Below are 21673 nucleotides of genomic sequence, written 5' to 3'. Positions count from 1 at the left end.
TTCCCTATCAGTTGCTGTCTCCACAATCGCTGCTATTTGCCATCGCCGAGGAGACAAAACGATATATCGACGACGTGCTGGACGGGGTGATTCCCGAATGCCTGAGCGCTCAGCGGGACAACATTTACATGGCTGTCGGGGTTGTCGCACTCTTTTCGTACTACGGATATTTTGTCAGCCGGCAGGCAGTCAACCCACTTGTGTCCGGCGTTCTCGGGCAAAGAGCTTACCCACCAAACGGATTCGTCCTTGGCAACGATATGCATCCTCCCGAGACCCCGCTTGGCAGGAATCTGGCGGGGATGGTCGGGAAACTGCAGCGAGCGGTACAGGGCTATGCGGTCCTGCGAACGGTGGTCGATGCGAGGCCCCCAACCGCCCTAGCCACAATAGTTGAACCTGTCTGTTCAGTGGATGACGATCCCAGTGCCGTGAGTCGTGAAGATAAGGCCTGGCAGAAGCTGCACAGGCAGACAATGAAAGAACCCCACAAGGCCTGGTTGCGAGCCTTTGCAGTCGAAAGGAGACGGGAAGCCACTCTGGAAGCAGCGGCGTCTTTGCCTACGGCCACCGTCATTCACAGGCTAGGCGAGGACGATGTATCCGCAACGGCTGCTACGGTGTGCTCGATATTGTCAGATCGTGCAGAAACGACGGGCTCGATAACGCCGCCTCGGCAGTCACTTCCAGCGGAACAAACCAATGCCACGCGTCAATCGGCGCAGTTGGAGGCAGAGGCGGTGCAAAGCGCTGGCCCGGAGGCAAGCGCGCGATCGCCCGGGACAAAGAGCGGCGGATACGTTTCAGTCCCGATGGGCGCGGCTATGGCCACGGCTGCCACCGTCGTTGGCCGCGCGGCGTTCACAACGGCCGGCGGGGAGGCCGTCGCGCATACCGTGGAGAACGCTGCATTGCTTGTTGATGAAGAAGCGGGTGCGGTGGCCGCAACGGCGGGAGTCCAATCGCTGGTCAGAAAGAGCCCGCTCGTGGGTGGAGTGGTCGGGGGAGTTACCGTGGCTGGCGGAGCAGCATACGGGCTATATCGGCTGGTGACCTGGCTGCTGCAAGCCGACGGCGACGAACCTGCTCCGCAAGTCTTTGCTGATTCGAAGATTGCGACATCCGCAATGCCGGAAAGCGTTGACTCAACGGCGGTTAGCGAGAACCGCAGCACTGCGATGCATGGCGGGAGCGATGGGTTGAGCAGCTCGACGCATAGCACTCTTCGGCAGAGTGAAGCCGCGGCGGAGATCGATTCAGAATCGACCGTGACACCTGGCGCGACCGAGTCGCTTGCTACGTCAAGCGAGGCTGTCGGTGAGCCTTGGCCATCCGGCATCGAGTTCGATGAAATGGTTGACGATTTCATCGTTACGCTGACAGAAGAGGATGATGATTTCCTGGCGATGAGACCGTCAGTGATCCCGAGCGATGGTGCGATGCCTTCGGACTTAATCGATTTGGTTTTGTATCGGTTTGAGCAGGAGAGCGTGGCGGACCGTTCAGGTCGAAACCGTAGATCAGTGAGCGCTGATATCGAACCCACGATCGCGCCTGCCGCAACCAACGAGCTGAGTTCGTGGATCCGGAACAACTGGCCGGCGCGCGAGGCTTTTGCGCCGCCCCCAGACGATCCAATGCGGACGGTCGCCAGAGGCGTTTATCACTCGAAGAATGGTAGTGCATACATGTTCATCGGCGGTGCTTACTGGAAATTCGTGCAGAGGGGCCGACTTTCTGGATATCTGGAAAATGAAAAAAACAAAGAAAAATTCATCCTTGTTCGGAGCATGCCGAATTTTTTATGGGGTTTCAGCAGGACGGGCAGAAAAAATCTGGGACTCGGACCGATTCCCGACACAGATATACCTAAGCTGGCGTCAGTTGCGCCGGAATTGACCTCCTGGGTGGCTCAGCGCTGGGGCGCGGCAGGCGCAGACGTGAAACCGGGTGGCGGGGTACGGATTTCAGACGGTATTTACGAAAATCAAGAAAGAGACCTGTTTTTAAAAGTGAACGGGGCGTTCTGGAAATTCAGGTTCATGGCCGATCGAAGCCACGCTGAGCTTTCCAATCAGAACGGCGAAACTGTTTCCCTTCAATTCGCCGAGGGCGGGTGGAATAGGGGCGGCGTGGCAGCCACCGAAGCGGCGACTACGGAAGCGAATCGCATTGACCGTACCCATATAATCGAAAATCTCTTCAGCTATGATGTTTACAGCGACAACGTTAAGAGTCAATTGAAAGAAATTGTGCAAGCTGTCGTGAGTGGGATGAAGGAAATAAGATATTCCGAGCTCCTTTATAAAGTGAAAGAGCAATGTGACGTCTGGTTTGCAAAAGAGTATCTGGTCGAAAACTCGCCGACAGTGGCTGAAATAATGCTGGCACGGGACGAAATGGAAGTTCGGATTGGTCACCTACGATTTTCCGGCAGGAGTGATGCCTCCAATGACATGAGTTCGTTATGGGATTATTACAACCTGGAAGTTGCGGGGCCCATACTCAATGAATATGGCCAGTCATTGTTGCCCGGCTCTGTTGACGAATCCTTGTGTCTGGAGGCGTCGAAGACAACCAACGAAAATAACAGGTTCGCGAATCATCGCAATAATTCGACGCTGGAAATTAATCGAATGCTCGCCGAAGCGGAAAGATTGGAGAAGAGAAATGATGAATTGGAAAAAAGATCGAGGACTTTGACGACTGAATTGGAGGGGTTGCAAAAATCCATGGACTCTCTGAATAAAAACTATGGAGTGGAGAGTGCGAAGGCCTACATCTGGAGGGATTCGGTTATATTTGGTTTGGAAAAAAATAGTATCAAAAATAGAATAAATAATAAAAAAGAAGAATTTATATATTCCAGGGGGGAATTTTCAAGAAATAAAGATGAAGTGCGGCAAATCAGGTTTGATGTGGCAGGTTTGAAGAGTAATTTGACTATCTATAATGAAAATGTAAATTCCATCGAGACCCGGCTTGCTGATTATAGGGGTGCAATAACTAAAGTCTCTCAGATAATAAATACAAATCTGAATAAGGGTGTTGCTCCCTCTGATATTTTGTCCTGCATGCGGACATGCACGGTTGCGTATCGTGCCACTTTTTTTAGTCTCGCCTATGCGCAAGTGACCATTAAAGGGCTCGTGCGAAACGGCTATACGCTGGATGACGTGACGACGCTAGAGAAACTGGATGTTGCGAAGTGGCATGTGTCAACCCAATCCGCTCTAATTCAAAGATATCTTGAATTATTATCGAATTTGCCTATTGAGGAAATTAAAAATATTATCTTTTTTGACGATTACCGCGATATCTGTTCTGCTCAAAGGGAGGCGGTGAAATTTTACAAAAAAAGCCATGATTCGTTATCAGGGGGCGAGACGCAAGCTTCGTTACTTGACTCATATTATGAATTATCGCTTTCTGATGAGGGAGTGGAAGGAGTGCTGCTTCTCACGGCGGCAACTATTTATGGGATCATGAAGCACCCTTCGGCACAGTTCGATTGCTTTACGATTTCTCCCGGGGCGATTATTGAAGAATTTGTTCTGGACAAGAAGGCGAAGGGACCGTTGGCTAGCAGGGGAGAGAAACCGGAAGGCTTTTTTGCGCTGCGGGATATCAAGGACAGCAAGCAGTTCGTCACCCAGCGCGAATTCACTGATCAATTTGCTGACTATAAGAATAAATTCAGTAAGTATGAAGCAGGCTTAATATCGGTCGGGCAGCTTGTGTCGTCTGGATTGAATCTTTCGCAACTGTACTCTACCTTTAAAAATTTTTACCGGTTTGATCTTGTAATTCGGAAGTCGGATATTGCAAAAGCCGGCGGGGTGGCGTTTGTGGAGTTGTATGACGGAAACTGGCTCGTGGTTTCGTGTTTTGCCGATATTGTGCGATCGAAATATGTTTCGGCCAAAGATATGGCCAAAAACAAGTATTTGAGTTTTGTGATAAAAAACCCGCTCAGACCCGCGCCTAAACTTAATGGGAAGCCTCGTCCTGAGGTGAAAGGGGGCGATAAAGACGGCCATATAATGAATGAGTGGAAGGATTTGGAAAACGCTTTTGTTATTCCGTTTTTGGGAGGGAAGTCATCATATGCTGGTTCAGTACCATTGACACTTCTGTCCGATCGAACAGGAAAATACTGTAAATCAAACGGTTTGTTGTTCAACGAAATGCAAGTTTTTACTCGGGAATGTCTGGATGAGATCGCCAACGGGCAAAAAAATTACCTATATTACCCCTCTTTCTGGCAGAGCACTGCAGATGCATACGTACCATTTTATGGCGAGATTTACCGCTGGCAGACCGACATAGAATATGTGCCGGATCCAAAGCAGTTATTGTTCGATACTCTTACTGTTCTTTTTACGGCGGCTAACATGGGCCTGTCACTGGCCAAATTGTCTCAGGGTTCTGTAAAAGCAGTCACCAGTTTGGTCCAGGAAGCTCAAAGGCGGGGACTGACTGGCGCGCGACTGGTTAACGTAGTAATGGCGAAATTGCCGGGATTGGGGCTGAAAATCGGTGCGAAAGGTATCAAGATCGGGGTTGTCGCCCTGTACGATCTGATCGAGCCTGTTCCCTTAAAAACGGGTCTTACTCTTGTTTATAAAGGAATAATGAAGTCGGCAAAGCCTTCCGGATTGAGCAGTTTGATCAAACAGTCTCGACTCAAAGCAGACGGAAATGCGGCAGCCCCGGTGAAAATTCCTGCGGCGCCTTCGGAGGGCCTTGGGACTCTAGGGCATCTCAACGAAAACTGGCGGAAAAATGATATTTCGCTAGATGGGATGATCAAGGGCGACGGTTCCCTCAATAAGGGCGTTTACCGCAACGCTGTCGCAAGTACTTCTGCCGCCCCGGAGTGGTTTGAATACTATATCGAGGCTGGTTCAGGCAAGTATCAGGTGCGGTGGGATGATTATGCGCGCACCTGGCGCGTCATAGATCCCAAGCATCCAGGGCAGTTTAGCTACGCGGTTCCTGTGAAATTGGACGCCGGGGGCCAGTGGGTCACGCATAATGACCTCCCGGGAAGAGGTGGTAATGCGCTGGATCAATTCGAAAAAGTAGAGAATTTATTGCGCCCGGCCAAAAACCAGATAGCACCCGTTAGCGACTTATTAGCCAAGGTGCGCGATGAATCTTTGAGTCTGATAGATAATTTTAAGAAAGATATCCGCGATGGAAAAAATAAAAAAGAGATCGATAACCTGCTGGATATTTTTATCGGAGGGCACGATGATACTTTAAAAGAGAAGCTGCTTTCTTCGCTTAAAGAACAGCGTGAATTTCTGAAGAATTTAAAAACCAATGATGTCGTCTATCGCAGCGGCTATTCTGCTAATGATATTGCACATTTTCTGGAGATTGAATTAAATCCTGGTGCGGCGCGTCACCCCGTTGTTAAGGCTTACATAGACTCAATCGTTGACATCGGTGCTGAGAATTTTAAAAATAAAGACGAACTGGTGGGGCTGATGTCGGCCGTCATGCTCCGGGAGAGTCACGGTATAGCCGGCCTCGCGGAGATTGTGGAGCCGTCTGCAAAAGTATCCGGTAATGTGCTTGATGTTTCAGGCGTCGTGAAACCCGTTCTGGCAGGCACGGTGAGGTCAACAGACGGTGAAGCGATTTCCTGTCTGTTAGCCCACGTTTCTTATATAAAAAAGCATCCCGATCTGTACGCTAATTTTGTAGAAAAATACAACGCCTGGAAAGATAATCCGGACGGCTCATTGCCATGGGTTTTTCCAGCGCGAGGCTCGGGATCGAGGCTGCAACTGGTGGGAACGGACAAGGGAGCATTACGACATGGTCGCGTACAGCCGCTAATCGGCCATGGGGTGTTGTTTGCTAAATCGGCAAGTGACCCCGGTATTGATTTTAATTTTGTAAGAAGCGACGCTGTGGTTGACACAGCGGATCTGCAGCCGCAAAAGTTTACGCTTTCTGAAATTACCAGGGAAGACGGCAGATTGCATGGTTTTTTTGGTGTTTCCCATGGAGACCAGGCAGACTCTATATCGAGAAACGGGCCTGCCATGGGATCGTGGGGCGCAACGGAATCGCTAGACAGTAATGTGGTGGTAATCGAAGTATCAAATGGTCAGTCAGGTACGATTGGAATCGGCATTCCGCTTGATCAACTTCCTGAAGGTAAGCCTTTTATTATATCGGCCGGTGACTTGAGCGGCTGTACCATGGCTTATGCCGTAGATGGGGATATGTTCTATGCGTACCATTCGGGTCAAATGTCGGGCAACTCTGGTTGGTTGACTAGTCGAGAAGGGGCGGCAAGTCTCTATAAAACGCATATTTCGCTCACAGGGCGGCCTGTACCTGGCTATAACGTCGTGGATAACAAACTGGTTGACGAAAGTGGCGTGACCGTGCCGGGCAACGATGCGTTAATTGATATATTATCGACGTACGATAAAAGCACCATAAATTATTTTGGTAAGTTGATGCCAGATGGGGTGTCGACGAGAACGACGCGGATAAAAGATAATGTAAATCAATTCGATTATAATGAAGCATTTGAGTCGGATGGTTCGCGGGTGGGTGTTGCGTATGCGCTGCTTGTTAAAGACAAGGGTAAGGTGAAAGTCACGACTTACTCCGAGGACATGTCGGTGGTCATGCGAGAAGGAAAGGCAGGAGTTTTGACGCTCGACAATTCGGAATACATCCTAAAGAATTTCGATGAAAATTTTGAAAGAAGGAAATTCGAGGAAACCCGGCTGGAAAATGAGCCTTTGATTGAGCCTGGGGCTGATGCGAAAGAAAAGGAATCTTTTGTCGAAACTGTCTTTTCGCAAGATATAGAAATTAAATCTTATATTTCCAATCCTTATGAAAATTCCAGAAATGCCGTGCTGAGATTGTGGGATCTTTTCTTTGGCGGCGAAGCCAGCAAAATTGTTAAAGGGTTTGACGGGAAGGGACTGTCAACGGAAGATGCAAGAAAGGTCGAAGGCCTTAAAAATCTTGTTCGAGAACAAGATTTTTCCATTGAGGTACGCGCGATCAATTATTGGGAGAGTGACAAGACCTCGGCCATCAACCGGGCTCATTTCGCATTCGTGCTGAATTTCCCTACCGTAAGATTTATTCTTGATCCTACTGCGCTCGCGCTTATTGAAAATATTGGCGGCCCGCTGATGAAAATGGAACAGCAATGGTTGAGGGCATATCGGGAGGCATTGGCGAATTCGACGGCTACCGTCAAATACAAGGACTTTTCGTCGTATGAAAATGCGTTGGAATTCAGCCCGGCCTATCCAGTCGACGCCCGGACTTATGTTGAAGGTGCTTTTTTAGTCAGAGAAGCGCCCTGGTACCGTGAGGATGGCGCCCCCTCGACCGAGGCGGCATCGTCCACCGCTTCACCTGACAGTGCGCCCGGTGAGGTCATGCCTGCGTCTGGCGACGATCAGGCGAAACGCGCATTGTTGCGGACTTTGCTGGCTACCGCACCCGCGAAAATCGACGAGAAGCGGCCCGTGCGCGACCCTGCCTGTGAGGCAGGACTTATTCATTTCTTTTCGTTCGAAAATGGTCCCACGGACGTGATCGCTCCGAATGTGTCGCTGCAACCGTTTGGCAGCACGTCGACCACCACCGGGGCATTCGTCGCCGACGGTTTCGGCGGCCAGGCCATGCAGGTGGCGTCGCTGAACAGGGCCGGGGACGGGCGCAATGGTATGAAACTGGCCGACGACGTCAGCAGCCGCCCGCAATTTTCGATCGGCTTCTGGTTCAAGTCCGACGGAGTGCAGCACCATGCGCCCGTGCTATGCAACAAGGACTGGGGGGCAGCCCTGAACTCCGGCTTCGTGATCGATCAGCAAAACAATGGCTTGTTGAAGTTCAATGTTGCCGACGGCAGCAAGCGTGCCGACGCGCTTATTAATTTCACCAGGAACGCCTGGGTCTACGTAGCGATGACCTTCGACACCGCCGCGTCGACTGCGACCGCTTATGTGGGCGATCCGATCCATGGCGTGCAGACAGCGACTTTGAATCTGGACGGCATGGACATGGCTGCAATTGCCGGCACTCACTCGACCATCGCCCTGAATGAAGACGTGCTTGGCAACTATTACTCGCGCAACGGCCACACGTACGGTTCGATGACTTTCGACGATCTCGCAATGTGGAACCATGTGCTAACGCTGCAGGAGGTCAATGCGTTAGCCATGTCGGGGCTCACCGGTGGACTGATTCACTTTTTCCCCTTTGAAAATGGTCCCGCCGACGTAGTCGCGCCGAATGTCTCTGTGCAGCCGTTCGACAGCACATCGACCTCCGCCGACTCATTCATCGCCGACTATTTTGGCGGCAAGGCCTTGCAAGTGTCGTCGCTAAATAGGGCCGCGGGAGCGCTGAATGGTATGAAGCTGGTAGATGACGTCAGCACCCAGCCGCAATTTTCAATCGGCTTCTGGTTCAAGTCCGATGGCGTGCAGAACCACGCGCCTGTATTGGGCAACAAGGACTGGAGTGCCGGTGAGAATCCGGGCTTCGTGATCGATCAGCAAGAAGATGGCCGACTGAAGTTCAATGTTGGTGACGGCAAAAAGCGTGTTGATCAATTCATTCCGTTCACACGCAACGCCTGGGTCTACGTAGCGATGAGTTTCGACACCGCGGGGTCGAAGGCGACGGCTTATGTTGGCGAAACGTTCGGCGCCTATCAATCGGCGACATTGGATCTGAGCGGTATGGATATGACTAAAATTACCGGCACTCACTCGACCATCGGGCTTAATGAGGATGCGCTTGGCAATTACCACTCGCGCCGCAATGGCGCATTTGGCACGAGCGCATTCGGCGCGATGGCCATTGACGACCTCGCAATGTGGAGCAGGGCGCTCACGAAAAAGGAGATGCGATCGCTATCCACATGGGGGCGTTCACTGTCAGAGTTGCTTGGCGATTAAGGGCTCGCTGGCCCCGACTCCACCGGCGGATTCCCCATCGCCTGAAACAAGGCTGCCGTATCCGTCAGCCGCGCGCTCGTATAGCGAATCTCATCGAGCTGCGCATTGCGAAACTGCTGCTCGCTGGAGCGCGTCGACGCGATCGGTAACGCGCCCAGCCGGTAGCGTCCGGAGGTCTCGTCGAAAATGCCTTGCGCTGAACGCGTGGCAATGTTCGCCGCGTCGAGCGCTTGCGAGTCGTGCTGCAACGCTGCAAGCGTATCGGCGACGTTCTGGAACGCGGTCAGCACGGTCTGCTTGTATTGCGAAACCGTGGCGTCATAGGTATCCATCGCCGCACGCCGCTGCGCAAACAGTGCTCCGCCATGAAACAGCGGTTGTGATAGAGACGCGCCAATACTCCATATTGCCCCCGCGCCGGAGAGGGCCACCGGCCAGCTAAAGCCGCCTTGTCCCATCGATGCACTTAGCGAAAGACTCGGAAACATCTGCGCCGTGGCGACGCCGACATCGGCCGCCGCGGCCTTCAAGGCGGCGTCCGCGGCCTGAATGTCGGGCCGGGCGCGCAGCAGCTCGGATGGCACCACCACCGGCACCTGGTCAGGCACATGCAATTGCGCGAGATCGATATCGTCCGGGGCCGCGTCCGGCGTTCGGCCAAGCAGCACCGCCAGCGCATGACGCGTCGTCAGCCATTGCTGCTTCAAACCCGGCAAACTCGCGGACAGACTCGCCGCACTTTGTTGTGCGCTCAACTGATCGGCGTGCGAGACGGCGCCCAAGGCGTAGCGCCGTTGTGTGTCGCGCGCCTGATCGTTGGCAATCGTCACGAGCCGCTCGGTCGTGTCGATCTGGGCATGCAACGCTGCACTCGTGATCGCCGCCGTCACGATGTTGGCGGCCAGCGCGCGGCGTGCGGCATCGAACTGGTACGCCTGTACGTTCACGCGGGCGGCGAGCGCAGCATCGGCGAGACGCGCGGCGCCGAACAGGTCGAACGTGTAGTGCGCCTGCAATTGACCGACGAAGATGTTGTACAGGAACGTATTCGGTCCGATCTCGGGTATCGCCAGCGCACGATTGCGGGTGGCCTGGCCGCCCGCATCGATGGTCGGCAGCAGCGAACTGCCGATCTGCGCGCGCAATTGCTCGCGCGCGGCGGCGAGGCTCTTGTCAGTGGCGGCGAGCGTCGGGCTGTTGCGCAAGCCTTCGTCGACCAGTGCGTTCAGCGCCTCCGATTGATAGAGCTTCCACCATTCGGGCACGGGTTTAGCGCCGACCACGAATTGCTGGGTGATGCCTTGTGCGGGCACGGTTTGCGTCGGCTGCGCTTCGGCGCCGTAGTGGGCGGGTTGCGGCATGGCGGGCGGCTCGCCGTTCGGGCCGAACGAGCAGGCGGCCAGCGCCAGCGCGGCACCGCTAAGAAGCGTGAGGCGCAGGTGTCGAGGAAATGCAAAGGTAGCCATGATCTCAGTTCCCCGAATGCGTCGTGCCGGACGGCGGCGGCTCGCGTTCGTCGCCGCGCACTCTGAACGATGTAGCGTATAAGGCCGGCAGGTAGAACAGCGTGAGGATGGTCGCGCTCGTAATGCCGCCCATCAGCGCGGTTGCCATCGGACCGAAGAAGTTCGAGCGCAACAGCGGAATCAGCGCGAGCACGGCGGCTGCCGCGGTTAGCGTGATTGGCCGGAAGCGCCGTACCGTCGCGCCGACGATCGCGTCGAAGCGCTTATGCCCCGCAGCAATGTCCTGCTCGATCTGATCGACCAGAATCACCGAGTTGCGCATGATGATGCCGAACATCGCGATCACCCCGAGCATCGCGACGAAGCCGAACGGTTGACCGAACAGCAGCAGCGTGATGACCACGCCGATCAGGCCGAGCGGTGCGGTCAGCACCACCATCAACACCCGCGCGAAGCTCTGCAACTGGATCATCAGCAGCGTCAGCACGGCAATGACCATGATCGGAATCTGTGCGTTGATCGATGTTTGCCCCTTGCCGCTTTCCTCAACCGAGCCGCCGATTTCGATCCGGTAGCCGACCGGCAGCGTGCCGCGAATCTGGCTCAGTGCTTTATCGACGGCATGCGTGACGTCGATCCCTTGCGCGCCCGGGGCGACGTCGGACTGCACGGTGATGGTGGGTTGCCGGTCGCGTTCCCAGATCACGCCGTATTCGAGGTCGTTGCGCAGATGACCGAGCGTGCCGAGCGGCACCGCGCCGTTCGGCGTCGGCATTGCCAGCGTGACGAGCTTCGCGGGGTCGACGCGTTCCGCTTTGGGCGCGCGCAGATCGACGCTGATCAGCTTGTCGCGCTCACGATACTGCGTGACGGTGTAGCCGGAGAGCGTCATCGCGAGGAAGCTCGAAATGTCTTCCGAGGTCACGCCGAGTTCGCGTGCTTTCTTCTGATCGACTTCGAAGCGCACCGAGCGCTCGGCGGGCTCGTCCCAGTCGAACTGGACGTTGCTGGTGCCACGGTCGGCGCGCATGGTCGCGGCGACGCGCTCGGCGATCGAACGCACGGTGGCAATATCGTCGCCGCTCACGCGGAACTGCACGGGATAGCCGACCGGCGGCCCATTCTCGAGGCGCGACAGGCGGGTGCGGATCGCCGGAAAGTTGTTGCGCAATTCCGGTTCGAGCCACTGCGCGAGCGTCTCGCGATCCTTCACGGATTTCGCCGTGATCACGAACTGCGCGAAATTGGGCTGCGGCAATTGCTGGTCGAGCGGGAGATAGAAACGCGGCGCACCGGTGCCGACGAAGTTCACCGTATGATCGATTTCCGGACGGCCCACCAGCGCTTTCTCCAGGCGCTCTGCTTGCCGTAACGTCGCTTCCAACGAAGCGCCTTCGGGCAAGCGCACATCCACCAGCAACTCCGGACGGTCCGAGCTCGGGAAGAATTGCTGCGGCACCAGCGTGAAGCCAGCCATGGCCAGAATGAACAGCACGACGGTGATTGCCAGCACGACGAAACGCCGCTCGATGCACCAACCGATCCAGCCACGCAGCCGCGCATAGAAACGCGTGTCGTAGATGTCGTGTTCGTGATCGTCCGCTTCGTGTTCCTGACGTTTGCGCTCCGGCAGCATGTGATAGCCGAGCAGCGGAATCAGCACCACCGCCGCGAGCCACGACGCGATCAGCGCGATCGCCGACACTTCGAAGATCGAGCGCGTGTATTCGCCGGTGCTCGACTTCGCCAACGCGATCGGCAGGAAGCCGGACACGGTCACGAGCGTCCCGGTCAGCATAGGAAAAGCGGTACTGGTGTAGGCAAAGGCGGCGGCACGCGTGCGGTTCCAGCCTTGCTCCAGTTTCACCGACATCATTTCGACGGCGATGATCGCGTCGTCCACCAGGAGCCCCAAAGCAAGCACCAGCGTGCCCAACGACACCTTGTGCAAACCGATGTCGAACAGGTACATGCACAGCGCCGTGACGGCGAGCACGACAGGTATCGAGATCACGACCACCATGCCGGTGCGCACCCCTAACGACAGCAGGCTGACCACCAGCACGATCGCAATCGCCTCGGCGACGGCTTCGAGAAAATCGTCGACAGAATGCGCGACCGCGTTCGGCATGCTCGACACTTCGACCAGGTGCAAGCCGGCGGGCAGGTAGGCCCGCAGCTTGACCGTTTCCTGATCGAGCGCTTTGCCCAGACGAATCACGTCGCCGCCAGGCTGCATCGTGACGCCGATGCCGAGCACCGCCTTGCCGCCCGAGCGCATTTGCGTGGCGACCGGATCGTCGTAACCGCGCTTGATGGTCGCGATGTCGCCGAGACGGAACGAACGGTTGTTGATACGGATCAGCGTGTCGGCGAGCGCATTGACGTCCTTGAACTGGCCGGTGGGGCGCACGAACACGCGGTCGTCGGTGGTGGTCAGCGTGCCCGCTGGCGAGATGCTGTTCTGCGAATTGATCGCCTGGCCGAGTTGTTGCGGCGAGATGCCAAGGCGCGTGAGTTGCGTGTTGGCGATCTCGATGTAGATGTGCTGATCCGGATCGCCGAAATAATCGACCTTGCCGACGCCCGGCACGCGTAGCAGCACCGTGCGCAACTGGTCCGCGTAGTCGTGCAGTTGCGCGGCGGAAAAGCCGTCGCCCTCGAGCGTGTAGATGTTGGTGTAGACGTCGCCGAATTCGTCGTTGAAGAACGGGCCTTGAATGCCGGGCGGCAAGGTCGCCGCGATATCGCCGACTTTCTTGCGCACCTGATACCAGGTTTCCGGTACGTCCTTGACCGGCGCCGAGTCTTTCATCGAGAAGAACATCAGCGATTCGCCGGGGCGCGAGTAACTGCGCACGAAATCGATGGCGGGCGTTTCCTGCAATTTCCGGCCAATGCGGTCGGTGACCTGTTCCTGCACCTGGCGCGCGGTTGCGCCGGGCCAGAAGGTGCGGATCACCATGACGCGGAACGTGAACGGCGGGTCTTCCGATTGGGCGAGACGGGTATAGGCAAGGATGCCGAACGCGGTCGAGAGCGCGATCAGGAAGACGACCAGCGCCTGATGGCGCAGCGCCCATGCGGACAGGTTGAAGCGTCCTTCTTCATGCGTGGTGCTCATGAAGCGAAGTCCTCGGGATGCAGCGGCGGGATCACGTGGACTTTTTCGCCGGCGGTCACGGTATGCACGCCTTGCAGGACGACGCGTTCACCGTCCTTGAGCCCTTGGGAGATCACAATCGTGCGCTCGTTGTAACGCATGACCGTCACGCGGCGCAGTTCCAAGGCGTTATCCGTAGAACGCACAACCCACACAGCCGGCTGCGTGCCGTCATGGAACAGCGCGGTGGCGGGCACGGTGAAGGAACTGCTCTGGCTCGCAGCCGGGTTGGCAGAGGAGTTGGCAGCTGAATTAGCAGATAAGTCCGAGGGCGAAGGTGCGGAGAGCGCGATGTCGGCGGTCATGCCGAGGCGCACGTCCGGGCCGGGATTGTCGAGCGTAAGCTTGGCGCGGTACGTGCGGCTTTGCGGATCGGCAGCGGGCGACAGTTCGCGCACGCGCGCGCTAAAGCTGCGGCCCGGCAGCGCGGCCAGCGTGACCTTCGCGGTTTGCCCGACCGAGAGCGCGGCTAGCGCGCTTTCCGGCACGTCGCAGACCACGTCGATAGCGCCGCTCCATGCGAGGTTGTAGACGGCTTGGCCCGCGGACACATTCTGGCCGGTGTCGGCTTGTTCGGCGGTGATTACGCCGGCGTGATCGGCAATAAGCGTGGTGTACTGCAACTGGTCTTTCGACAACGCCGCCTGTTGCGCGGCCTGGTCGCGCTGCGCGGCGGCTGACGCGTAGGCGTTGGTGGTCTGTTCGAGCTGCGCGGGCGCGATCAGGTTTTCTTTCGCCTGCGCCTGGTCGCGATCGAGTTGCTGCTTCGCATACACGAGACTGTGTTGCGCCGCTTCCAGTTGAGCCTGCGCGCTGCCGGCATTCTTCTGTGCATCCGCCGGATCGAGCCGGGCGAGTATCTGCCCGTTCTTCACCACGTCGCCCAAACGTACACGCCGCTCGATGATTTTGCCGCCGACGCGAAACGATAGCGGGGTGGAATAGCGCGCCTGCACTTCGCCAGGCAACGATGCCGCAGCCATCGCGCTGCCGTCCGCATGCACGGCGAGGGCGACCACCGGACGCGGTGCGGGCGCGGCCGGTTCTTTCTTCGAGCACGCGGCGAGCGCGACGATACCGGCGAGAGCGAGGGCGAATGCTGCGCGGCGCAAGCGCGCGGGACGGGCGCGCCGATGGAACTGCTGGCGCATCGCAGACGATGCGGGATGACCGGGACGCTTCACAATTACCCCAACTGGAGACAGCGAACGAACACGGCAAGCCGCAAGTGGCCCGCCAGCGAAGACGTGTGGGCCGAAACATGCACTTGGCATACGCGTCTGACTTCGAATGGACGGTTGCATTCTAATACACACCTGTATTTGAATGTCGAAGTGAATTGGAATTCTTTTCGGTGCTAGACTTGCGCCCATGAAACGGCAACGACTTACACGCGAGCAGAGCAAAGACCAGACACGTCAGCGTCTGCTCGACGCTGCGCAAGCGATTTTTATGAAGAAAGGCTTTGTCGCGGCGAGTGTCGAAGACATTGCCGGGGCCGCGGGTTACACACGCGGCGCGTTCTATTCGAACTTCCGCAGCAAGAACGAGTTGTTTCTCGAGCTACTGCGGCGCGATCACGAGACCATGCAGGCGGGGTTGCAGGCCATCTTCGAAAACGCGGCCTCGCGAGAGGAGATGGAAGAGCGCGTGCTGCGCTACTACAGCAGCCTGCATCGCGAGAACAAGTGCTTCCTGCTGTGGGTGGAGGCGAAGCTGCTCGCCGTGCGTGACGGCCGCTTCCGGATACGCTTTAACGCGTTCATGCACGAGAAGCTCGAACAGTTGAGCGCGTATATCCGCGAATTTTCGACGCGGGTCGGCACGCCGCTGCTGCTGCCGGCGGAGACGTTGGCGATGGGCTTGATGGGGTTGTGCGACGGCGTGCAGTTCTTCTACACGGTCGACCCGCAGAACGTGCCGACGGAGATGGCCGAAACGGTGCTGGCGGGATTTTTCGCGCGCGTGGTGTTCGGGCGCGACGCGTAATAGTGTGACGAATGCCGGCGAATCAGCTCGCCGGCAACTGCGCGCAGGCGTCCGCAGCCGGCGTGGCGCAGACGAACGAATACTGCCCGCTGTAGCGCAGGACTTCTTCACCCACATGCAGGACGACCTTGATGTCCGGGCACCGCTCGTAAGCGATGAAGGCCGAACACGCCGCGGCGGACCAGCAAACCAGTGAAAACGCGATTTTTTCGAGAAGCTGAAAACGATGTGGCATAGCGATTGAGCGATTGATTTCCTGTCGGGCGCTATATTACCAGCATCTAAGGGTTTATACCTACCAAATATCCGCAATAAGCTTCGCACTAGTGTCGCGGGCGCCTCAGGCACGTGACCGGATTGTCATGTTCAGGTCAGGGTTGGGACATGATCGGGTCGATACAATCGAATCGTTGGGCAAATCCGCGCGCGCCTTGTCGCGCGGGTCGACACAGGCGGCAGTACTGCGCCGGCCCGGCTTTACCGAGGCAGGAGTCGTCCCATGAATCAATTGCAGTCGATGCGCGTATTCGTCAAGGTGGCTGACCTTGGCAGTTTCGTGCGCGCGGCGGGCGCGCTGGATCTTTCCACTGCCGTCGTCACGCGTCACGTCGCGGATCTGGAAGCGCGTCTCGGTACGCGGCTGCTCAATCGCACGACGCGCCGTCTGTCGCTGACCGAATCCGGCACGACCTATCTGGAACGTGTGCGCCACATTCTCGACGACCTGGAAGGCGTCGAGCAGATGGTGGTGGCGCGCAATCACGAACCGGTTGGGACCTTGCGCATCGTCGCGCCGGTCGTGTTCGGGCTGCACAGCCTCGCGCCGGTGGTGCAGTCGTACGCCGAGCGTTATCCGGATGTAATGCCCGACGTCACGCTGGCGGATCGTCACGTCGATCTGGTGGAAGAGGGTTTCGACGTTGGGATCCTGGTGGCGCGGCAGATGCGCAGCGCGAGCATCGTCACGCGACGTTTGACCACCGGCTATATGACGGTCTGCGCGACGCCCGCTTATCTTCAGCAGCACGGCACACCGACCTGCCCTGAAGATTTGCTGACGCATCCGTGTCTGAGTCGGCCCGCTGAACAGGGTGGCGACGAGAAGGTGTTCACCGGGCCGCGGGGCGAAGTCCGTGTCAGGCCCACCAACGCGATTGCGGCAAACAACACTGAGATGCTGCGGCAGTTCGCCCTGTTGGGCATGGGTGTGGCGATTTTGCCGAGCTATCTGATCGGCCGGGATCTGGCGTCCGGGCGCCTCGTGCCGTTGCTCGGCGATTACCACCTGCCGCAAATCGAAATCACGATTGCTTATCCAAGCCGCCTTCATTTGCCGGCGAAAGTGCGCACCTTCATCGATCACCTCGTCGCGCATTTCCAGCGAACCGACGATCACGCGCGCGATCCACGCGCCACGATGCCGCGGCGTGCCGTGGCCGGCTCGCCGGCTTATGCCGACGACCTGCCCGTGTCTGCCTTGCTGGGCGACACGACCCGGCCGAAGCGCCAGGCTACGCGCTCGGGAACCGTGGCGTCGTCGACGATTTGACGAGCGTGCGGCACGCAGGTGTCTGAAGCGCATCGGGCGCATGAGTCCGATGCGAGCGGCAAGCCCGGCTGGAATAGCCGGCATGATGAAAGAAGGCTTCGATTCTTTCGATGCCGCTCGTGCCGCCCGAATGCGGCGAGCGATGGATCCAGTCGGCGGCGGCCTTCAGATTCGAGGAAAGTGAGGATTGGAGGAGAGTGAGTTCAGCGTTAGGTCCTGCTTTCCGCTCATGCCCCCAAACCCGGCCCGTAATTGCCGCCGAGCAGGCGCGTGATCGACGTCACGTCGGCGTAATCCTGCTCGGGCAAGCCATCGAGCATCGACAATACTTCGTTGCTGGCGCCGGCTTCGCGCGCGGCGTCGACTAGCGCGTCTTTGTAGGTCGGGAAGCTGACGTCGCGCAAAACGTCGGTGATCTGCAGATCAATCGATTCGCCGGGAATAGCCGATGCGGTCATGCAAGTGCTCCCAAGGGGCTGTTTTCAGGTCTGCAAGTGCTCGTTCTGTCCCGTGAAGCTTCGCTCCAGATGCCGCGACTTGGGCAGCGCGATGTATTGCCATTGTTGCGGACGATTGTTGTCCGTGGCAGCGACGTCCGGCGCCGCGGGAGCGACGGGTGCGGCGTTGGCGCGTTCGGCAAGGCTATTGGCGGCAGTGCTGTCCAGCGCGGTATGAACCGGCGCGGCAAACCACGAGGCTGACAGCGTCACCATGGTCAACAGTGTCGAGGTTTTCATCGCCCGACCTCCTAAGCTCATGCGGCGCTGACAGTTGAGCAAGTGCTGTGCCGTCCCCGCGTCGAAGGGAGGGCGCAACCTACACGCCGCTTTGCACTATGCGGGCAACGTGCATCTACCATCTTAGATGGCAAACTGCTGCGCTGCGCGCGCAAAAGAGACAAAACCTAATTGTAGATTTCGCATGATGGCAGGAAAAAGGCAGCAGCGTCGCGAACGGTCGTTCAAGGTTTGTGCTGCAGCACAGCAAGACTTGGCCTGGAGCGTCCGTGCAAGCCAAAGCCGCCGATAGCCTCAGCCCCGGGATCCACTGCCCCGGTAGCGCTAGCCCCGCAAGCCGTAGCCCGGCCGCCCGGCCTCGATAGCCTCAAGTCCGCCAGCCCTGCAAGCGCCGAGAGCCTCTTTAACGCAGCACCTCGAACCGCGTCCACGGCCACGATGGCCGGTCGCGCATATAGCCGTTGAGCCAGTTCCACTGAGGATGGCGCTTCATGAACGCCTGGGCGTCGAACGGCCGGCCGCATGGGTGTCCCCAGCGCGCGGTGAAGGCCATGGTGCGCGCCATGTCGCTGTCGACCACTTTGCCGTCGTTGGCGCCCCACGGATTGAATGGACCTTGATCGGAACCGCCGAAGCGCGCGTCGTCCAGTTCCAGATGCCCGCAGATGGTGCGCGAGCACGGATTGTCGTTGCGGTCGAGATAGACGTCGTGATGGTCGGCGATCATCTCTTTAGCGAGTTCGACGTCGATCTTGCCGTGATGCATTTCTTCGAGCTGCATGAAGCGCAAGCGGCGCGCGCCGTTCCTGCGCACGTCCGTATAGTCTTCGCCTTCGCCGATGCATTCCTGGTTGCGGATCTTCAGATCGGTCGCGGTGTTGTAACCGCTATAAAAACCGTTTTTCGTACTCTCAAAACCGGAATAGTGCAGCCCCAGTTCGTAGCGCGCGATCTCACCGGTCTTGGTGTCGCCGAGCAGCCAGCTGTTCGCATAGCCGCCGTTATTGGCGACCGCGAACATCTCGCACCACTCGCCGATATTGTTGGCGTACTGCGACGCGCGCCGCGAGCGATAGAACTCCGGCGCACCCGCTGCGTTATAGCCGGCAAAGTTGGAGATGGTCGTTTCAGTGACCATCAGGCCGGCTTGGGTGACCCAGAAATCGGTGAGGCTGGAGATGCAGCCCGGCAAGCCCTGCATCAGGATGCGGTTGCCGTGATCCGGCACGATGTCGAACACGACGTTGAACGCGTCGCCCGCGGCGTAGCGGTCCCACGAGTTGTGCGCCATCACGATGCGGCCGTCCCGGGTGGCATTGCCGGTGGCGATGAACGCGCTGCAGTGATGGCCGCGGCGTCCGCGCCACGGTTTCAGGCCGAGCTGCGGTTGCAGGGCCGCTGCGTGGCTCGGCCACCAGCTTTGCAGCAGATCCATGTAACCGTTCCAGGCCAGTACTTCGGCGAACGGCAGCTTCGCGCCGTCGGCGATGCCCTGGATTTCGTCGGCGAATTCAGTGTCGAGTTTGTTGGCGAACTGGGATACGGCGGTATCGACGAAGGTATCGAAGTCTTCGCCGGTGTCCCATTTCGCAAGGTAGCGGGCGGTGCGGATCGCGTTCTGGATTTCAGTGGCGAGCAATTGACCGTGCTGCTCGCCGCGATCGTACGGCTCGCCTTCGATATGCAGAAAAATCCAGCCCGCCTGGTCGCGGCGTACGGCATCGAGGGACGGTTCGCTCATCTTCGCTCCGATCGAAGGGCGGGCGTCTCGGTGCGCCCGTCTTGGCGTAACGCGCGCTGCTCGCAATCGCGGCAGTGGTTTCCTCATTGTAGAGAATCCTCTGCGCTTTGCACGGGCTGAGGCGCAGGCGTAGGTGAGGTGCCGCACGATGGCTGCTCGGGGTCGATAGAGGACTTTGCGTAGAGGCGCTTGACCGCCAGAAAACCTGGCTGCGCGAATACTTGTCAGCAAGCAGCAAGCAGCAAGCAGCAAGCAGCAAGCAGCAAGCAGCAAGCAGCAAGCAGCAAGCAGCAAGCAGCAAGCAGCAAGCACCCAGCCCGACCGCCAGCCTCAGCGCGTCGGATTCATGCGGAAGTACGCGTCGAGCAGCGATGTCTTGTAGACCACTCCCGCAAGCTTCGGATCCGCAGCGCTTTCGATTACCGGCAGCCGTTCACCCTGAAACGCCATGAAGTGCTGCAACGCAACGCCGAGCGGCATATCCGGCGTGAGCACGTCGAAATGCGGCTGCAGATAATCCGCAGCGGTTTTCGCGGCGGTGTCGCGCTTGTCGAGCAGATCGGAGGTGATGTCCTTGAGCGCGACCACGCCGAGAAACGCGCCGGACTCGTTGGCGACGTACAGATACTTCACCGGATATTCGAGGAACACGCGCGTCATGTCCTGCACGGTCGCGTTCGGCTGCACGACGGTTTCGGCGGGACGAATCAGCTCGCGCATCTGCGTCGCACGCAGACGGGTGCGCTCCTGTTCCTCCTGGTTGCGGTGCAGCGTGATTTCGTACATCGAGGTCTTGCCGATCGCGCGCGACACGAAATACGCGACCACGCACGACAGCATCAGCGGCAGCACCACCTGATAGCTGAGCGTCATTTCGAAGATCATCAGGATCGCCATCAGCGGCGCCTGGGTGGCGCCGGCCAGAAACGCGCCCATGCCGACCATCGCATAAGCGAACGGCGCCGAGGTGCCGTGCGGCCACAACGCGTGCATGCCGAGGCCGAACAGCGAGCCGACCACTGCGCCGACGAAGAGCGTCGGCGTGAACACCCCGCCGATCGCGCCGGAACCCACAGTTGCCGACGTCGCGACGATCTTGAACACCAGCACGAGTACGAGCGCGGTCCACGTCCACGGCGAATGCAGAATGGAATTGACCACGCTGTAGCCGTTGCCCCACACCTCGGGCGTCCACACCGACAGAATACCGACGACCAGACCGCCCAACGCCAGCCGGATGGGCAGGGGCACGGGCAGCTTGCGAAAGTTTGCTTTCGAGAAGTCCATCAGCCGCAGAAACTGCGGCGCCGCCGCACCGCACAGCAGCCCAAGCCCGACGAACAGCAGGACTTCGGCACCCGCCACCGGCGGAAATACCGGCATTTCGTACGGCGGCCTGTAGCTGGTGAACTCGCGCATCGTGATGTTGGCGACCACCGCCGAGACCACCACGGGGCCGAAGCTTTCCATCACGATCGAGCCGAGCACGATTTCAGTGACAAAGAACGCGCCGGCAATCGGCGCACTGTACGCAGCGGTAATCCCGGCCGCCGCGCCGCAGGCGACGAGCAGGCGCAGACGCGGCGGATCGAAATGCACCCAGCGGCCGATCAGCGACGCGGCCAGCGCCGCCAGTTGCACCATCGGACCTTCGCGGCCGATCGAGCCGCCGCTCGAAATCGTGAACAGCGACGACACACTGCGCCAGAAGCTCAGCTTGACCGGCACCACGCCGTCGCCGATCGCGACTGCTTCCATGTAGTCGATGTGATTGCACTTGTCGACGTGACGCTGCGCGATCAGCAGAAAGAAGCCGGCGATCAGCCCGCCCGCGGCCGGCAGCCACACACGCACCGTCCACGGCAAGCCGCGCGCCATTTCGACGAAACTGCCGGACTTGCCGACAACCGCCAACTGCAGCAACGCGATGCCTTCGCGAAAGGCAATCGTCGCGAACGCGCCCGCGACGCCGACCACCACCGACCAGACCAGCATCGTATGGGCGTCGGACAGACGGAACAGGGTTTGGGCGCGGGTGCGCAGCTTCAGCAGGAATGAAAGCACGTCG

At 58.3% G+C, this 21673-nt stretch carries 11 protein-coding genes; 3 read left to right on the top strand and 8 right to left on the bottom strand.

The annotated features are described in order from the left end of the window. The first annotated feature begins 11 nt into the window (after nt 1-11). The gene (locus tag HHL24_RS05290) at nt 12-8960 is read left to right on the top strand and encodes a cytotoxic necrotizing factor Rho-activating domain-containing protein (protein ID WP_206002721.1); all 8949 of its coding nucleotides are present in this window, start codon (nt 12-14) and stop codon (nt 8958-8960) included. Here HHL24_RS05290 and HHL24_RS05285 read toward each other — a convergent pair. The 3 genes from HHL24_RS05285 to HHL24_RS05275 are packed head-to-tail and all read right to left on the bottom strand — an operon-like array spanning nt 8957 to nt 14740. Continuing rightward, a complete protein-coding gene (locus tag HHL24_RS05285) occupies nt 8957-10426 on the bottom strand; it encodes an efflux transporter outer membrane subunit (protein WP_169484409.1) in 1470 nt (489 codons plus the stop codon). The two genes, HHL24_RS05290 and HHL24_RS05285, sit on opposite strands and share 4 nt — an antisense overlap. 4 nt (nt 10427-10430) lie before the next feature. After that, entirely contained in the window at nt 10431-13550 is a 3120-nt protein-coding gene (locus HHL24_RS05280; protein WP_169484408.1) for an efflux RND transporter permease subunit, read from the bottom strand. Then, complete coding sequence (locus tag HHL24_RS05275; protein WP_169484407.1) at nt 13547-14740, bottom strand: efflux RND transporter periplasmic adaptor subunit; 1194 nt, start codon at nt 14738-14740, stop codon at nt 13547-13549. Before HHL24_RS05275 ends, HHL24_RS05280 begins: the two co-directional genes overlap by 4 nt. Nucleotides 14741-14960: 220 nt before the next feature. Between HHL24_RS05275 and HHL24_RS05270 the strand changes: the two genes are divergently transcribed. Beyond that, a complete protein-coding gene (locus HHL24_RS05270; protein ID WP_169484406.1) occupies nt 14961-15578 on the top strand; it encodes a TetR/AcrR family transcriptional regulator in 618 nt (205 codons plus the stop codon). Between the two features lie 22 nt (nt 15579-15600). Here HHL24_RS05270 and HHL24_RS05265 read toward each other — a convergent pair whose 3' ends face one another. Next, the gene (locus HHL24_RS05265; RefSeq protein ID WP_169484405.1) at nt 15601-15813 is read right to left on the bottom strand and encodes a hypothetical protein; all 213 of its coding nucleotides are present in this window, start codon (nt 15811-15813) and stop codon (nt 15601-15603) included. A 264-nt stretch (nt 15814-16077) separates the two neighbouring features. Here HHL24_RS05265 and HHL24_RS05260 point away from each other — a divergent pair, with 264 nt between their 5' ends. Beyond that, nucleotides 16078-17127, top strand: coding sequence for a LysR family transcriptional regulator (locus HHL24_RS05260; protein WP_169484404.1), 1050 nt, complete (start codon nt 16078-16080; stop codon nt 17125-17127). Between the two features lie 227 nt (nt 17128-17354). On the opposite strand, the gene HHL24_RS05255 is transcribed toward HHL24_RS05260, so the two are convergent. The 4 genes from HHL24_RS05255 to HHL24_RS05240 all read right to left on the bottom strand — a co-directional run bounded on the left by HHL24_RS05255 (nt 17355) and on the right by HHL24_RS05240 (nt 21669). Continuing rightward, nucleotides 17355-17585: a DUF2795 domain-containing protein gene (locus HHL24_RS05255; protein WP_169484402.1), complete on the bottom strand. Its 231-nt coding sequence runs from the start codon at nt 17583-17585 to the stop codon at nt 17355-17357. A 24-nt stretch (nt 17586-17609) separates the two neighbouring features. After that, complete coding sequence (locus tag HHL24_RS05250; RefSeq protein ID WP_169484401.1) at nt 17610-17864, bottom strand: hypothetical protein; 255 nt, start codon at nt 17862-17864, stop codon at nt 17610-17612. A 403-nt stretch (nt 17865-18267) separates the two neighbouring features. Beyond that, entirely contained in the window at nt 18268-19605 is a 1338-nt protein-coding gene (locus tag HHL24_RS05245; protein ID WP_169484399.1) for a C45 family autoproteolytic acyltransferase/hydolase, read from the bottom strand. Nucleotides 19606-19935: 330 nt separating this feature from the next. Further along, nucleotides 19936-21669, bottom strand: a complete 1734-nt coding sequence (locus tag HHL24_RS05240) for a ClcB-like voltage-gated chloride channel protein (protein ID WP_169484398.1) — start codon at nt 21667-21669, stop codon at nt 19936-19938. Nucleotides 21670-21673: the final 4 nt, after the last annotated feature.

The sequence above is a fragment of the Paraburkholderia polaris genome, from assembly GCF_012927345.1.
GTDB classification, from domain to species: domain Bacteria; phylum Pseudomonadota; class Gammaproteobacteria; order Burkholderiales; family Burkholderiaceae; genus Paraburkholderia; species Paraburkholderia polaris.
The sequence above is the reverse complement of the archived record's forward strand: the minus strand, read 5'-3'. Positions and strand labels throughout refer to the sequence as shown.

Coding starts and splice junctions, on each gene's coding strand:
- HHL24_RS05285 (WP_169484409.1), bottom strand. CDS start 10,426: ATGGCTACCTTTGCATTTCCTCGACACCTGCGCCTCACGCTTCTTAGC.
- HHL24_RS05280 (WP_169484408.1), bottom strand. CDS start 13,550: ATGAGCACCACGCATGAAGAAGGACGCTTCAACCTGTCCGCATGGGCG.
- HHL24_RS05255 (WP_169484402.1), bottom strand. CDS start 17,585: ATGACCGCATCGGCTATTCCCGGCGAATCGATTGATCTGCAGATCACC.
- HHL24_RS05270 (WP_169484406.1), top strand. CDS start 14,961: ATGAAACGGCAACGACTTACACGCGAGCAGAGCAAAGACCAGACACGT.
- HHL24_RS05260 (WP_169484404.1), top strand. CDS start 16,078: ATGAATCAATTGCAGTCGATGCGCGTATTCGTCAAGGTGGCTGACCTT.
- HHL24_RS05250 (WP_169484401.1), bottom strand. CDS start 17,864: ATGAAAACCTCGACACTGTTGACCATGGTGACGCTGTCAGCCTCGTGG.
- HHL24_RS05275 (WP_169484407.1), bottom strand. CDS start 14,740: ATGCGCCAGCAGTTCCATCGGCGCGCCCGTCCCGCGCGCTTGCGCCGC.
- HHL24_RS05265 (WP_169484405.1), bottom strand. CDS start 15,813: ATGCCACATCGTTTTCAGCTTCTCGAAAAAATCGCGTTTTCACTGGTT.
- HHL24_RS05245 (WP_169484399.1), bottom strand. CDS start 19,605: ATGAGCGAACCGTCCCTCGATGCCGTACGCCGCGACCAGGCGGGCTGG.